The following is a 13,737-nucleotide window of genomic DNA, read 5'->3' as shown; positions in this document are numbered from 1 at the left end:
GCCGAGATGAAAATGATGCGTCAGAGTTCGCTCATACGAATTGCGCGAAAGCTGTTTTGAGAGACAACCTTGAAACTAATCATCTTTGATTTCGACGGCACATTGGTCGACAGCCGCTCGCTGATTCTGGAGAGCCATCGAATCGTATTTGCCGAATTTCAGTTGCCGGTCCCCTCGCCCGCCGACAGTCTTGCGCTGGTCGGAAAGTCACTTGATGTCATTCTGACCGAGCTGGCCGGCCCGACAGCCCCGATACTTGAGATGGTCAGGGCCTACGATCTGCTCCTGCCGCAACTGAGAGCGGATTCCGCCTTCGCCGAACGGCCTTTCGACGGAATTGGCGACCTTCTGCATGAGCTGAGCTCTACTTCGGATATTGCTCTGGGCATCGCCACCGGGCACAGGTCTGACACGGTCGCCCCCGCGCTGGAAGCACTGCAATGGAACGGCTTTTTTCGAACCATTCAGGCCGCCGACACGGCGCCCTCCAAACCGCACCCCGGGATGCTCCTGCAGGCGCTGACGGCAACGGGGGTAACGCCCAAAAATGCGGTCTTTATTGGCGACACGACCTTTGACATGGAGATGGCTCAGGCCGCCCAGTTGCGGTCGATCGGTGTCGCCTGGGGTTATCACAAGGCGGATCGATTGATGGCGGCTGGCGCGCATCAAATTGCCAAGGGAGTTGACGAGCTGAGAGGCTGTATTCGATCTGTCATGAGCGAGTGAACCGTCTCACCGAGAGTCGCTGGAGCTGCGCCGTCGCGTATCATTTCGGCGTAATCGGTGTCTTCGGATCGGAATCAGGTCTTCAGGGGGAGCAAGTTGACCCGAAGAAGCAATCCACTCGATCAAGCGCAATGCAATTTCGTCCTGCTCTGCCTTGCGCAGCAATGCGTCTCGTTCGTCGCCGGCGGGAAGCTCGCCGGCCTTCTCGCGAAGTCTTCTGATTTGATCGCTCAAGCGATCCACGTGAGACGCTTTGCTCAAGGTCGAATACTGCCGGATTGCCGCTATCAGTGAGGTACGGGTGGTTCGCCGAAAAGTTTCGGATCGTTCAGAGATTTTCCTTTGCGGGCGGCGCAACCCAAGACGCTATGCGCGCGCCCCAAACCCTTGATTGCTGCGCTTAACCGGCATCGTCGCAGATTAGGCACTCATAGCGCCGCATGCCCCATCATCCCGCCGATTTGATCGATCGTGAAGTCGTAAGAGCTTGGGACCGCGGTCGCCAGAACCACATGATCAAGAGCTGACAACGTCCGGAGCAACTGCGATGCGTTCTCTTTTTGCCTTGGGCCTGTTGATCGCTCTGTGTGCTTCCGCCGACGCTGTCGGAGTGCATCATTTCAAACCGCGCCAACATGTCATCGTTCGACCCAGCCACGATCTGCCGGCCGGAGCACACTTTGCTGTCCCGGGTTGGACAGACGAGCAGACCGAGTATTGGTTAGACAGGGGCCCCAGTGCTTGTGCAGGCTGTGGATAGCCGCAGCGTCAGTGGGTACCCTTTGTTAAACGCTCTAACCTAATCCACGCCAGCCCGTACAAAACAGGGAGCATCGACTCGGCATGTCATGCCAATTTGGCGTGATGTTCACCGAGCAGGCGGCGCCGCATTGCGTGCACACGAACCATGTCACACGGAGTCACTCGTAACGCTTCGAACTAAACGGCGGCACGGATGGAAACGTCCGGTAATGCTCGGCTTTTCGGAAACCGCGATTGCACCAGCTCGCGACATACGAAATGGATCGAAAATCACTACTAAGTGTCTGATTTTATTTGGAGCGGGTGAAGGGAATCGAACCCTCGTATTCAGCTTGGAAGTCAGAAAATCTTGAAACACTTTCAAAGGCCATTCTGACATTTTGCAGCTTTTCGATCCCTTGAGATCATTACAGAATTTCTCAGTGTCAGAATGGTCGTGGGCTGCCTTTGGCATTGCTGTGTCCGTCCGGTGTATCACTCTTGCAAACGGTCGTTTGACAGAACGACACACCCCACAGTGCAACCGCCGCCGACAGACATAACTCAGAATGTGATTTCGAGGGCAGGACGGAGCGGTTCGTTACGCTACTCTAGATAGGGCGCGAGCACATCTTCGATCCATTTCATGAATGCGCGGACTCGGCGCGACAGATTGCTCCGGTGTGCCACGACGAGGGACACGGCGAGCGCCCGGCGACGAAAATCGGGCATGATCTCCACAAGCGCTCCACTCTCTAAGTATCGGCCGATCCCCAAGAGTGGCGCTTGAATCAGACCAAGACCGGCGAGGGCAGCGGCTTCGTAGGTCTGCGCGCTGTTGACGTGTAGCGCACCTGGCAACTGAAGCGTCGCGTAGCTGTCGCCGTCCGGATATTCCCATCCATAGGGTCGCGCGCCCAGCGTCGTCGAAAAATGAATTGACCGGTGTCCCTGACGCTGGAGATCTTCCAGCGATCGAGGGACGCCGTAGCGTGCCAGATAGGCGGGACTGGCGGCGTTGACCACGCGCAACAAGCCCAGTGAGCGGGCAATCAGCGTCTCGTCCCTGATGGGACCAAGCCGTAATACGCAGTCGAACCCCTCTTGAACCAGATCAACTTGCCGATCCGTACTCGACACCTCCAGCTCCAACTCGGGGTGAGTCGCCATGAAATCCGGCAAGGCCGGCACGATCGTTGTGCGCGCCACCTCGGTTGGAAGATCGACCCGCAAACGCCCGCGGAGCGCCACGCGATCACCTGCGAACATCGAGTGTAGGTCATCGACTTCAGCAAGCAGATCGCGGGCGCGGGCATGAAATGCGCGTCCGTCCTCCGTCAACTGCACGCTGCGCGTCGTCCGGTGCAGGAGCCTGACACCGATATCCTCTTCCAGCTTCCGGACCGCCGTTGAGGCTCTTCCCTTTTGAATACCCAGACTATCGGCCGCGCGGGTAAAGCTCCCCATTTCCGCGACCGTCAGGAAAATGAGGATGGGCTCAAGCTTCTGCATTTTCGGGCCTCCACATTGTTCATCCTATGGAGAACAGTGGGTTCATTTCTCTGACATTTATCACATCTGAGAGACACAGTAAGTAGGAGACCTCGAAGACAGATGACCCTCTCGGAGAACGCCAATGTCCGAAACTATGAACCTTCATCAGGCGCCGGAAGCCGTGAACCTGCATCGCGCTCCGTGGGCCGGCCTGATCATGAGCGCGGCTGTCGTCGTCGCTCTGGTGGCAGATGGCACTATTCAGCTTTTCGCGCCGGCACAGATCGCGGGCATGTTGCAGGAAACCGGGTTCGCGATGGACCTGACCCGCATCGTGGGTCCGATCATACTCGCCTGCGCCATCCTTTACGCCGTCCCGGCTACCGCCGTCCTCGGCGCGATCCTGGTGACGGGCTTTCTGGGCGGCGCCATCTGCGCCCATGTCCGCATCGGTGAATTGGGGTCGCCGCCGGAAATCATTTCCCTGCTTCTGGGCGCGCTGACATGGGGCGGCCTCTACGCGCGCGATCCCCGTATCCGGGCCCTTCTGCCGCTCATCCGTTGAACCAACAGGGCAATGCTCTGTCCCTCAAGATCAGGAGAAAACACATGTTTTTAGTAATGGGAATCACAGGAAAGGTGGGCGGCGCAACGGCGGAACATCTGTTGGCGCACGGCAAGAAAGTACGCGCGCTGGTCCGCAATCGCGAGAAGGCGTTAAGCTGGGCGAACCAGGGCGTGGAACTGGTGGACGGCGATTGGAATGATTCGGCGGCCATCGAGCGAGCGCTCAAAGGCGTCGAAGGCGCGTTCGTCATGTTGCCGGCTGTATGGGCGCCCTCGCCCGATTACAAAGAAGCCAAGGGCGTGATTGCGAACTATGTCGAGGCGCTCACCAAGACTGCGCCTTCGCGCGTGGTTGCGCTTTCGTCGATGGGCGCGAACAGAACCAGTGGGCTCGGGATGATCACGGCCTTGTCGCTCATGGAGCAAGGTTTTCGCGACCTGACATCCCCAATCGCATTTGTGCGCGCAGGCGGCTTCTTCGAAAACTTCCTCTACGGCTTGCAGGTCGCCCAGAGCGGAACGCTACCGGTCTACTACAACCCGACAAACCGGAAATCGACCATGGTCGCGACGAACGATATCGGCGCGGAAGTCGCAACCCTTTTGAGCGGGCCAGCCTGGTCGGGACGGCGCGTCGTCGAGCTTGGTTCGATGATCAGCGCGGATGAAATCGCGGAGCAATTGGGTGAAGTCCTGAATCTCGACGTGAAAGCCTTTGCAGTCCCGCGTGCCGGGTGGGCGGAAGCGTTCGAACAATTCGGCATCCCGAAGGGCCACACCGGACCTGCCGAAGAAATGTTTGAGGCCGTGAATGCAGGATGGATGGACCTCGGAGTCGACGGCACGGAGCACGTAGTGGGTACAACGTCCGCACGCGATGTATTCGCGGCGGCCCAGAAGGCCGTGACGGCGTGAACCGCGACGTTCGAGGGCGAGCCTGTGACGAGGGCGCCCTCATTCGCGCCCTGCGGGTCTCCTCCGCGACAGGCGGGGCGGCGCCGAGATAATCCGAAGGGACGCGAACCAGTTCGTCGAAACCGAAGAACGAAACCGTTTTCGGTGATGGCATTCAAGTCGTCGTGCGACTTCAATCTCGAAACCTTGGAACTGAGTCCCGCTCACCCTCGCAAGCGTCACTACTGGCCAATCGTTTGGCTATTTCATCTGCGTAAACTTCGCGCGCGTCATATTCCGTCTATCCTATTTTTACGCCATCGCCGCCGATCGCCGCACGCGCGTTCAACACCTCTTCGCCAAACCAAAATCTTCGGTCTTGATGAGCTCGCACCTGTCTGAAAACAGCGGTGTGGGAATATGCGAGATACGAAAAACAGTCGGTCGAAAAGCGAGCAACAGAAAATGTAAAGCTGCTTTTGTCAGAATGAAATCATCAAAAAAAGAGCCGTCCCTTGAGCTAAGTCTATGAAAAGGCTGGAGCGGGTGAAGGGAATCGAACCCTCGTATTCAGCTTGGAAGTCGGGAAATACTGTAGTGTTTTCAAAGACCGTTCTGACATTTCGTAGATCTCTGAGTGATTGAGATCACTAAGGAGTTTCTCTTTGTCAGAATGGCGAGAGGGGTGTTTGCACAAAGTTATTGATCGAAGTTTCGCTGGTCGCTCAGGGAACGTTGGTGCGTCGCCTCCCCCCAAGATGCTGCTACGATGTTCTGTCAGCAAGACGGGAGCGCCTCCCATCTTTTCGTAGATCGCCTTCCACCTTCGCAACGACCGGCCTCGGCAATACCGCTATGTCAGCGCCCATGACGTACTCGCTGTCGTTGCTGCGTCAATCTCTTGGCGCGGCCGACCTGTTCTTGTTTCGGTGGCGCTTCGCCGTCAAAGCCGGGGGTGCCTGCGATGCCAGTCCGTCGCCTGCTGATATGCGTCGCCCGCGCGCACGAGCAGCCCCTCGTCGAGGTGGCGGCATACAAATTGGAATGAGAGCGGCAAGCCCTTTGCCGTAAAGCCGTTTGGCATGGTGAGCGTCGGGTTACCGGACATGTCGAACGGGGTCGCGAAACGCAAAAAGGCGCTGAGTTCGGCCGGCTTCGTGAAGAGCTCCGCTTCTTGCTTGATCGTAAAATCAGCGAGCGGCTGGGTCGGAATCAGCAGTAAATCGACATCCGAAAGCAAAGCCGTTAGCTCTCCCGTGAAAATCAAACGATCATGGTTCACCTTCATCAGATCCACGGCCGAGACGGTACGGCCATAATCGATCAACCCTGAGATCGAGCCGCTCACCGGGGGGCCATATTCCGAGGCTCGCGATGGATAGGTCGTATGGTGGCCGATAGCTGCCTCGACTCCAGCGAGAACTCCCCATCCCGCTGTTACAGCCTCGTAATCTGGCATCTTCACCTCTTGAATCGTCGCGCCGATTCCTTGCAGCACGCGACGCGTTTCGCGGAGAGCTTGTACAATATCGGCATCGACGCCCATCTCATTGTAGGCTGGATCGATGCCGATACGCAGTCCGCGCACTCCCTTGCCGAGATTAGCAAGATAGTCAGGCACAGGAGCGATCAGCGTCGTTGGGTCATTTGCATCACGACCTGCGATCACGCCAAGCATGGCGCCCGCATCAGCGGCAGATCTGGTTAGAGGACCGACATGATCCATGCTCGGAGCGAGCGGAAATACGCCATATCTACTGACGCGTCCCCAGGTGGGCTTCAGCCCCGTAACGCCATTGGCGGAGGCGGGATAGCGGATCGATCCACCCGTGTCGCTGCCGAGTGAACCGAAGGTGAGCCCCGCCGCCGTTGCAACGCCCGAACCACTCGACGAGGCGCCGGCGTAGTAGTCTGCGTTCCAGGGATTTTTTGGTGCTTCTACCGCCGGGTGGTGCTTGGCGAAGGCACCCTCGGTTAGCTGGAGCTTGCCCAACAGCACGGATCCCGCATCCGCCAAGCGCTTCACCACGGTCGCATCAAAATTTGGCTTATGGCCCGCAAAGATCGCCATTCCAGCCGTGGTCGCGATGTCGGCAGTGTTGTAAATATCCTTGACGGCAACGGGAATGCCATGCAGTGGCCCACGATAGTGGCCTGCCGCAATTTCGGCTTCAGCCCGAAAGGCTTGCGATAACGCTAGTTCGGATGTGACGGTTGCGTACGAATGAAGCGAGGGTTCAAGCCTTGCGACGCGGTCCAGCATTGCTTTGGTCAGTTCGACAGGCGAGATTTTGCGCGACTTGATAGCATCGGCCGTCTCCAGCAGGGTCGCATAGTGAACGCCGGTAACCGATCCGGCCGTGGTGGGTACGCTGGCCATAGTCATGCTCGCTGCCGTCGCTGCCAAGCCACGGAGGAATTCTGTACGTGATAGATCCATCGCTCTCTTTCCCCGCTCGCCTTGTTCATTCGGAGTCTCCTCATTCAACGCATTTCGGCCCGAGCTCTTCTCTTCAACTCTCGCGCCTTGGCCGCGGATCGCGCTTGACGCGAACCTAGCCGTCGGTTGACTATAAAAAAACCGGATGGATCCATATTTCAGAGACAACAATTTCGGATAAGCGACATGGCTACGTTGGACGTCGATGCCGTCGAAGCTTTCGTGGCGATCGCAGATCTCCAAAGTTTCACACGAGCCGCTCAAGCGCTCGGCACCACGCAAGGCGCCATCAGTGTGAAGCTGAAGCGGCTGGAAGATCGGGTAGGCCAGAAATTGATCGAGCGGACGCCGCGGCGGGTGCGCTTGTCGGCACAAGGCGCATTGTTCCTCGGCTCCGCGCGCGACTTTCTGGCTGCACATCAACGCGCCCTCACCGGGCTGTCCTCGGTTCGTCGGCGTTTCTCGCTAGGTATATCGACCCAGGTCGGCGGACCGGAGGTTCCCACGTTGCTGGCCCGGCTGAATACATATGATCCGGCCCTCATCATCGAGATGCGGCTCGACGATTCGCGAGACCTGCTCGACGCTTTCGATCGCGGCGAAATCGATGCGATCATCGTCCGCCGCGAAGAGGACCGACGAGACGGCGAAGTGCTAACGCAGGAGCATTTCGGTTGGTTTGCGACTCCAGATTTTATTTTTCGAGCGGGCGAGCCGCTACGCCTGGCTGCCTCCTCGCCCTCTTGCAACATGCGTGAAATCGCCACCCGTGCGCTCGACGACGCGGGAATAGCGTGGACAGAGGTCTTCCTTGGCTGTGGCTCCTTTGCCGTTTCAGAGGCGGTCGCGGCCGGCTTGGCCACCGCAATATTGTCTTTCCGGCTTGCACCGCCCGGCACAGTGGAGGTCAGCCACCGGTTCGGGCTACCGCCCCTTCCCTCATCCGAGATTGTGCTGCTTTCATCGCTATCCGATACGAAGTCTCGCAAGGCGCTTGGAACGATCGCGACTGCCTTTCGAGAACACCCTCAAGCGGGATCTGCGGGCAACGGCGCTTAAGCTTGGCAAGAGGCGTTGCCTGCCATGAGCTCGGAGCTCAGCGTAAGGCGCGCGGGCGCCGCCCTTCCAGAAGATTACGTTCCGAAGCGAGGGCCTTCGCGATAAAATCCATGAAAGCTCGAATCCGCGCCGTGTGTTTCAGATCATCGTGCGTGAGCAGCCAGACAGCCGAGCGAGGTTCCGATAGCGCCTTCGCGGCAAATCGGCGTAGCCCGGGTGCAGAGTCTCCGACGTAGCATGGGAGCACGGCAAGACCAAACCCGGCATCGGCGGCATCCCGCAAAGCAGGAAGTGCGTCGACCCGGCAGGAGATACGCGCCATACGAATGTTCTCGCGCATCCAGCGTGCGATGACGGTGCTAGCCAGCGTGTCATCAAGTCCGATCCAATCGTGAGCAGACAGGTCCTTGTCGCCGTATCCCGTCAGGTACGCATCTGAACCATAGACCGCATGGGCGATATCGGCCACGCGTCGGCCAACCAGCAGATCGGAAGGCGCTGGCGTCGGCCGAATCGCGACGTCCGCCTCTCGGCGCGTAAGATCGGCAACCGTGTTCGAGGTGACGATTTCGAGTCGAATTTCCGGATGTGAGACCCGCATCGAGACCAGATGCCGCATCAAGATCGCGCTGAGTGTGTCGGTTGTTGTTACGCGCACAGTACCGGCCGGCTTTAGATCCTGCCCCGAAAGCTTCCGTTCGAGCGTTAGCACCTCGTCTTCGAGGCGGGCCGCCGACGCAGCCGCGGTCTCTCCGGCCGGCGTCGGTGCATAACCGTCGCGGAAACGCTCGAACAGGCGAACACCCATCTTTTTCTCGATAGCGTCGAGGCGGCGAAAAACCGTCGAGTGCCTCACACCGAGCGCTCGCGCAGCTCCCGATAGTGAGCCCTCCCGGAAAACAGCAAGAACCACGCGAAGATCGTTCCAGTCGGATGGGATGTGCATTTTTGCAAACTCATTTCGCAGAAATCGACAATTACTGTTCTCAAATAGATAAGCAAAATAGTCGCTTCAAGGCCAGTCGATGGCGGCGCGCGCCGCAAAATCTGCCAGAGGAGTTCGAGGTTGAGCAGTCAAATTGCCGAGCCGACGCAAATCCATCAGGCCGAGCTCGAAGGAGATTATCCCCGGCGCTGGCTCGCGCTACCGGTGCTTCTTACCGGTGCATTTCTGCCGATCCTCGACTTCAATGTCGCCAACCTGGCTCTGCCGGCAATTCGGCAAGACCTTGGGGCAACCTCGAGCGAGGTGCAGTTCGTCATATCGGCCTATGCCGCAACGTACGCAGTGTTCCTGATAACCGGCGGCCGGTTGGGCGACCTGTTTTGGCCGGCGACGGATGTTCTTGTTGGGCGTGGCCGGCTTCACGACCGCCTCCGCGCTATGCGGCATCGCCTGGTCGCCCCCTATTCTCGTCGCCGCTCGGATCCTCCAGGGTCTGACGGCTACAGCGATGGCGCCCCAAGTACTTGCCTCGATCCGCGTTCTGTTTCCTGCCGCCGAACAAGGGCGAGCTCTTGGGTTCTATGGCGCTACCTTCGGCCTGGCCAATATCTGCGGTCAGATACTGGGCGGCGCCTTGGTTTCATCTCATCCCTTCGGGTTGGCCTGGCAGGCGATCTTCCTCATCAACGTACCGATCGGCGTTGCCGCGTTCATTGGTGGCTTGCTCTTTCTCCGCGACTCTCGTGCGCACCAGGCTCAAAGGCTCGACGTTGGCGGCGTGGTTTTGCTGTCACTGACCCTAGCCCTGCTGGTCTATCCGTTGGTCGAGGGTCGCGAGACCGGGTGGCCCACGTGGACCATTGCCATGCTCGTGGCGTCGCCGTTCGCTCTCGTGACATTCGCTCGCTACGAAGCGCGTCTTTCGGCCGGTGGCGGCGACCCGCTGGTCGCCCTCGACCTTTTACGCAACAACGCTTTCGTTATCGGACTGGTGATGGCCTTGGCCTTCTATATGCTCTCCTCGTTCTACCTGACGTTCGCAGTCTATCTGCAGAGCGGATTACACGAGACGTCGCTGGCGGCCGGGCTCGCTACACTGCCCTTCGCCATCGGTTTCTTCGTCAGCTCGCTCGTCTCGTCCTACGTCATGCAGTGGCTCGGGGTGCGCGCGCTGACACTTGGCTTTGCGCTGCAGGTTGTCGGCTTCGGTGCGGTGATGCTCTCGGTCGCCAAAGTCCTTCCCCAGAGTCTGGAGATCGGTCTGGCCTGCGGCGGATTGGGCTTCGGGATCGTCATGCCGTCGGTCATCAAGGCCGTCATCGGCAGCATCGACCAGCGCCATGCCGGGCTGGCATCGGGGATCATGATCTCGACCTTTCAGGTCGGCGCGGCGCTCGGCGTCGCGATCATCGGCGGTGTATTCTACAGCGCCCTTGGGACGCGCCAGGATCTGGATGCCTATGCGCACGCCTTCATTCTCGCCCTCGGCTGCAACGTAGCGCTACTTGCGCTGGCCGGTGTGCTGTCACTCTGGCTGCCCGGCGAGCGGCAAGCCTCAGACTGAGGTCGTTTGGGCCGGCGAGGACACGATGAAGCTGATGATCAACGGAACCTGGCGGGGCGATGTTGATGCAACGCCCGAGCTCGACGCGCGGCGGATGATCCATGCCGGGAGTTTTCGCGACTGCATCACGGCAGACGGAACGTCCGGGTTCCCTGCGGAGGCTGGGCGCTACCATCTCTATGTTTCGCCTGCCTGTCCGTTTTCACATCGCGTCATTATCGTTCATGCACTCAAGGGCCTCGAAAGCGTTGTCGACCTCTCGATCCTGCATCCTCTCTGGGACACAATGGATGGCTGGGCTTTCTCGGATACCGGCTCGTCGACCGTCGATCGTGCAGGTAACGGATTCCTTCGCTTGCATGAGGCATATCGCGCGTCGCGCCCCGACTACACCGGCAAGGTCACCGTCCCGGTCCTCTGGGACCAGCATTCTCGTCGAATCGTAAACAACGAGTCGCTGGAGATCGCGCAGATGTTGAACGATGCTTTCGACAGGTTCGGGAGTGATCCCCGCATCAACCTTTCCCCAGCAAGCCTGAGGTCCGCGATGGACGATTTGAACAATCGGATCACGAGGAGCCTGGCGGTCGGCGTCTACTCGGTCGCCGACGCCAGGCATCAGCAGGAATACGACGCTGCGATGGACGACCTGTTCGGCTTCCTCGATGATCTCGACTTACAGCTTTGCGACGGCCGTCGATTTCTCCTGGGTGAACAGCCGACGCTCGCCGATGTCCTGGTTTATCCGCCGCTTGTGCGTTTCGATACCGTGTACAATCCGCTGTTCCGGGCGAGCCGCAGGCGGCTCATCGACTATCCACGTCTGTCGGCGCTGGTCCGGCGTATCCACGATCTCGCCGGCGTCGCCGAGACGCTCCGTTACGACCACATTCTCGCTCACTACTACGACGGCGATTGGGCCGTAGCGAGTCGGCGTGGGATCGTTCCGGAATTTCCTGCCGTGAATTGGCTACAACGCCCCTCATGGCGCATTCAGGAGAAATAGCCATGACTTTCTCAGCTCTTTCCGCTCCGACTATCGCTAAGCACAGACTTTACTACTCGCCAGGAAGTTGCTCGATGGCCGTACATATCGTGTTGGAGGAGATCGGCGAACCATACGACCAGAAGTTAGTCTCAGCCTCAGGACTCAAGGAGGGCGAGATGACTGCGACGCAGGAGTGGAAGGCAATGAACCCAAAAGGGCGTGTACCCGCGTTGCTGGGCGTTGCTGGCCGCATCGGCGGCGCCGAAGACCTTCTCACAGAGGGGCCCGCTATTCTCATCTATCTGGCACGTACGAACCCGTCCGCCAAACTACTACCGGCAGAGCCGGCCGCTGAAGCGAGGTGTATCGAATGGATGAACTGGCTGGCCGGTAACGTGCATGCGATGTCATACGGGCAAATTTGGCGACCCCAGCGATTCACGAATGACGAGAATTCATTTCCTGCACTAAGAATCCGAGGCAAGGAAAACATTTCGGATCAGTATGCTTATATCGAAAGCTTGCTCTCAGACGGGCGTCAATGGGCCGTGCCAGAGGGATATACTGTCGTCGATCCATATCTCTTCGTATTCTATTATTGGGGCACACGCATCGATCTGGACATGCGCGGGCTTTACCCAGCTTGGACGCGTCTAACGGCACGTACCATTGCAAGGCCGGCCGTGCAGCGCATGATGGCAAACGAGGGCGTCGAGCTTTTCCTGCAGACAGATTAAGCTTGGCCTGTCTCTCGCTCATTCGTTGTTATCGGGGTGACGTCATGCCCGTTTGAACGAGACAATCGTCAGATATTCGCGAAAACGTGGCTCTATCGAGATAATCAATTGAGGGGTATCGCGTTCAGATGAGCGATTCTCGCTTCTTGATCTCTCGCTCCAATCCATCATGGGCAAATCTGGGCTAACTTTGGCAAATCGCTCCGAGCGGGATCGCATGAATGGCCTCGCCCGGAGGAGTGCGATCAGTTGCCGTGGTGATAACGTCATTTCGCCAAACTGGAAAAACTGACGAATTTAGATCGGTAAGCAGCCGTGTTGTCAGAATAAGATCGAGAATTCGTGCTAAGTTATTGAATTATCTGGAGCGGGTGAAGGGAATCGAACCCTCGTATTCAGCTTGGAAGGCTGCTGCTCTACCATTGAGCTACACCCGCGCTGGCGATGAACTAACACGCCGTGCAGGCGGCCTCAACCCGCCCCCGCCGGTCCCGTCCGAACATCCCGGGGATACCCCATCGGCCGGTCCGGGCCCTTAACAGGGGCCGATTCGCCGCCTATATCGATGTTTCCATCAACAATGAAAGGAGGTGATCCAGTGTCTTTTACCAAGCGCTGTCACCTCGCTGGGATCGCCCGCTAGGCCCCGTTTGAAGGCCTGGCTCCGGGCGCTCTCAGGCCTGGACCAGCGAGTACAAGGGTTGGAGCGCGGCGGGAGCCATCCCGCCGCGCTTTTTTCATGTGCTTTGGTGATTTGCCAAGCGGTTTACCGGAGAAGTTAGAAGCCGCAAAGATTGACGCGCGGGCGCGGGCCGCGGCGGTCTTCGACGATGCGCTCGCCGCCATTGACGGCCGAACTGCCGTAGTAGCGATGATGGCCGGAGACGTCGTGCCAATCGCCCGCTTGCGACGACGCCGGCTGTGGTGCACGCAATCTGGCCGCATCGCAGATGATCGTGGCTGGCTGGCGTCGCATGACCCGTCTCCATGAATGGGGCGCGTTGGCTCGCGTTCTGTTCATCAGTCGAGAGCCTGTCACCCCGCGTTCAAGGGCGATCCGATATATCGTGTTTCCGGAATGTTTCATCGCGACCCATATGTCGGGATGATCCGGGCCGGATCGTCCTTTGAGGGGGCAGCCAATCCGGCCAGCCCAACCAGGAGAACCCGATGCTCTACGCCATTCTCGCCTACCACGTCGAAGCCGAGGTAACGTCCTGGACACCGGAACAGGATGCGGCCGTTATGACCGGCCTGCTCGCGGTGCATGACCGGCTCAACGTGAACAAGCTGCTCGGGCCGTCGGCGCGGCTGGGTGGCACGGCGGAGGCCCGCACCTTGCGCGGACCGGGCAACGGAATAGTGATCGACGGGCCGTTTGCCGAGACCAAGGAGCAGCTATTGGGCTTGTATGTGGTGAACTGCGACAACGCGGACGCCGCGCTCGATGTCGCGCGCGACCTGCGCCGGGTCAATCCGTCCGCCGTCTACGAGATCCGCCCGATCAGGCTTTATCGCCCCGGAGAATCGTTGCCGGAAACCGCTGAGGAAGGCGGTCAGGGCTGAGGCTTCGAGGAA

The 13,737-nt window shown here is 59.0% G+C and carries 12 protein-coding genes and 1 tRNA gene; 8 read left to right on the top strand and 5 right to left on the bottom strand.

The window, feature by feature from the left end:
- The first annotated feature begins 69 nt into the window (after positions 1–69).
- A complete protein-coding gene (locus V1283_RS07235; RefSeq protein ID WP_334385741.1) occupies positions 70–729 on the top strand; it encodes an HAD family hydrolase in 660 nt (219 codons plus the stop codon).
- Positions 730–2,076: 1,347 nt separating this feature from the next.
- On the opposite strand, the gene V1283_RS07230 is transcribed toward V1283_RS07235, so the two are convergent.
- Positions 2,077–2,982, bottom strand: coding sequence for a LysR family transcriptional regulator (locus tag V1283_RS07230; RefSeq protein WP_334385740.1), 906 nt, complete (start codon positions 2,980–2,982; stop codon positions 2,077–2,079).
- A 124-nt stretch (positions 2,983–3,106) separates the two neighbouring features.
- Between V1283_RS07230 and V1283_RS07225 the strand changes: the two genes are divergently transcribed.
- Positions 3,107–3,529: a DoxX family protein gene (locus V1283_RS07225; protein WP_334385739.1), complete on the top strand. Its 423-nt coding sequence runs from the start codon at positions 3,107–3,109 to the stop codon at positions 3,527–3,529.
- Positions 3,526–4,446, top strand: a complete 921-nt coding sequence (locus V1283_RS07220; RefSeq protein WP_334385738.1) for an NmrA family NAD(P)-binding protein — start codon at positions 3,526–3,528, stop codon at positions 4,444–4,446. The genes V1283_RS07225 and V1283_RS07220 overlap by 4 nt, the downstream gene beginning before the upstream one ends.
- A 922-nt stretch (positions 4,447–5,368) precedes the next feature.
- On the opposite strand, the gene V1283_RS07215 is transcribed toward V1283_RS07220, so the two are convergent.
- Positions 5,369–6,805, bottom strand: coding sequence for an amidase (locus tag V1283_RS07215; protein ID WP_334385737.1), 1,437 nt, complete (start codon positions 6,803–6,805; stop codon positions 5,369–5,371).
- 246 nt (positions 6,806–7,051) lie between these two features.
- On the opposite strand from V1283_RS07215, the gene V1283_RS07210 reads away from it, so the two are divergent.
- Entirely contained in the window at positions 7,052–7,924 is an 873-nt protein-coding gene (locus V1283_RS07210; protein WP_334392979.1) for a LysR family transcriptional regulator, read from the top strand.
- A 37-nt stretch (positions 7,925–7,961) separates the two neighbouring features.
- Here V1283_RS07210 and V1283_RS07205 read toward each other — a convergent pair whose 3' ends face one another.
- Positions 7,962–8,870: a LysR family transcriptional regulator gene (locus V1283_RS07205; protein WP_334385736.1), complete on the bottom strand. Its 909-nt coding sequence runs from the start codon at positions 8,868–8,870 to the stop codon at positions 7,962–7,964.
- Between the two features lie 409 nt (positions 8,871–9,279).
- On the opposite strand from V1283_RS07205, the gene V1283_RS07200 reads away from it, so the two are divergent.
- The 3 genes from V1283_RS07200 to V1283_RS07190 are packed head-to-tail and all read left to right on the top strand — an operon-like array spanning position 9,280 to position 12,159.
- Positions 9,280–10,434, top strand: coding sequence for an MFS transporter (locus V1283_RS07200; RefSeq protein WP_334392978.1), 1,155 nt, complete (start codon positions 9,280–9,282; stop codon positions 10,432–10,434).
- A 25-nt stretch (positions 10,435–10,459) separates the two neighbouring features.
- Complete coding sequence (locus V1283_RS07195; RefSeq protein WP_334385735.1) at positions 10,460–11,440, top strand: glutathione S-transferase C-terminal domain-containing protein; 981 nt, start codon at positions 10,460–10,462, stop codon at positions 11,438–11,440.
- Positions 11,419–12,159 (top strand): glutathione S-transferase family protein, encoded by a 741-nt coding sequence (locus V1283_RS07190; protein ID WP_334385734.1) that lies wholly within the window; start codon positions 11,419–11,421, stop codon positions 12,157–12,159. The genes V1283_RS07195 and V1283_RS07190 overlap by 22 nt, the downstream gene beginning before the upstream one ends.
- A gap of 363 nt (positions 12,160–12,522) precedes the next feature.
- On the opposite strand, the gene V1283_RS07185 is transcribed toward V1283_RS07190, so the two are convergent.
- Together V1283_RS07185 and V1283_RS07180 are read right to left on the bottom strand one after the other, a co-directional pair.
- A tRNA-Gly gene (locus V1283_RS07185) sits at positions 12,523–12,596 on the bottom strand.
- Positions 12,597–12,937: 341 nt separating this feature from the next.
- Positions 12,938–13,135 (bottom strand): hypothetical protein, encoded by a 198-nt coding sequence (locus V1283_RS07180; protein ID WP_334385733.1) that lies wholly within the window; start codon positions 13,133–13,135, stop codon positions 12,938–12,940.
- A 194-nt stretch (positions 13,136–13,329) separates the two neighbouring features.
- Between V1283_RS07180 and V1283_RS07175 the strand changes: the two genes are divergently transcribed.
- Positions 13,330–13,725, top strand: coding sequence for a YciI family protein (locus V1283_RS07175; protein WP_334385732.1), 396 nt, complete (start codon positions 13,330–13,332; stop codon positions 13,723–13,725).
- Positions 13,726–13,737: the final 12 nt, after the last annotated feature.

It is taken from the genome of Bradyrhizobium sp. AZCC 2262 (genome assembly GCF_036924535.1).
Taxonomy (GTDB): Bacteria; Pseudomonadota; Alphaproteobacteria; order Rhizobiales; family Xanthobacteraceae; genus Bradyrhizobium.
The sequence above is the reverse complement of the archived record's forward strand: the minus strand, read 5'-3'. Positions and strand labels throughout refer to the sequence as shown.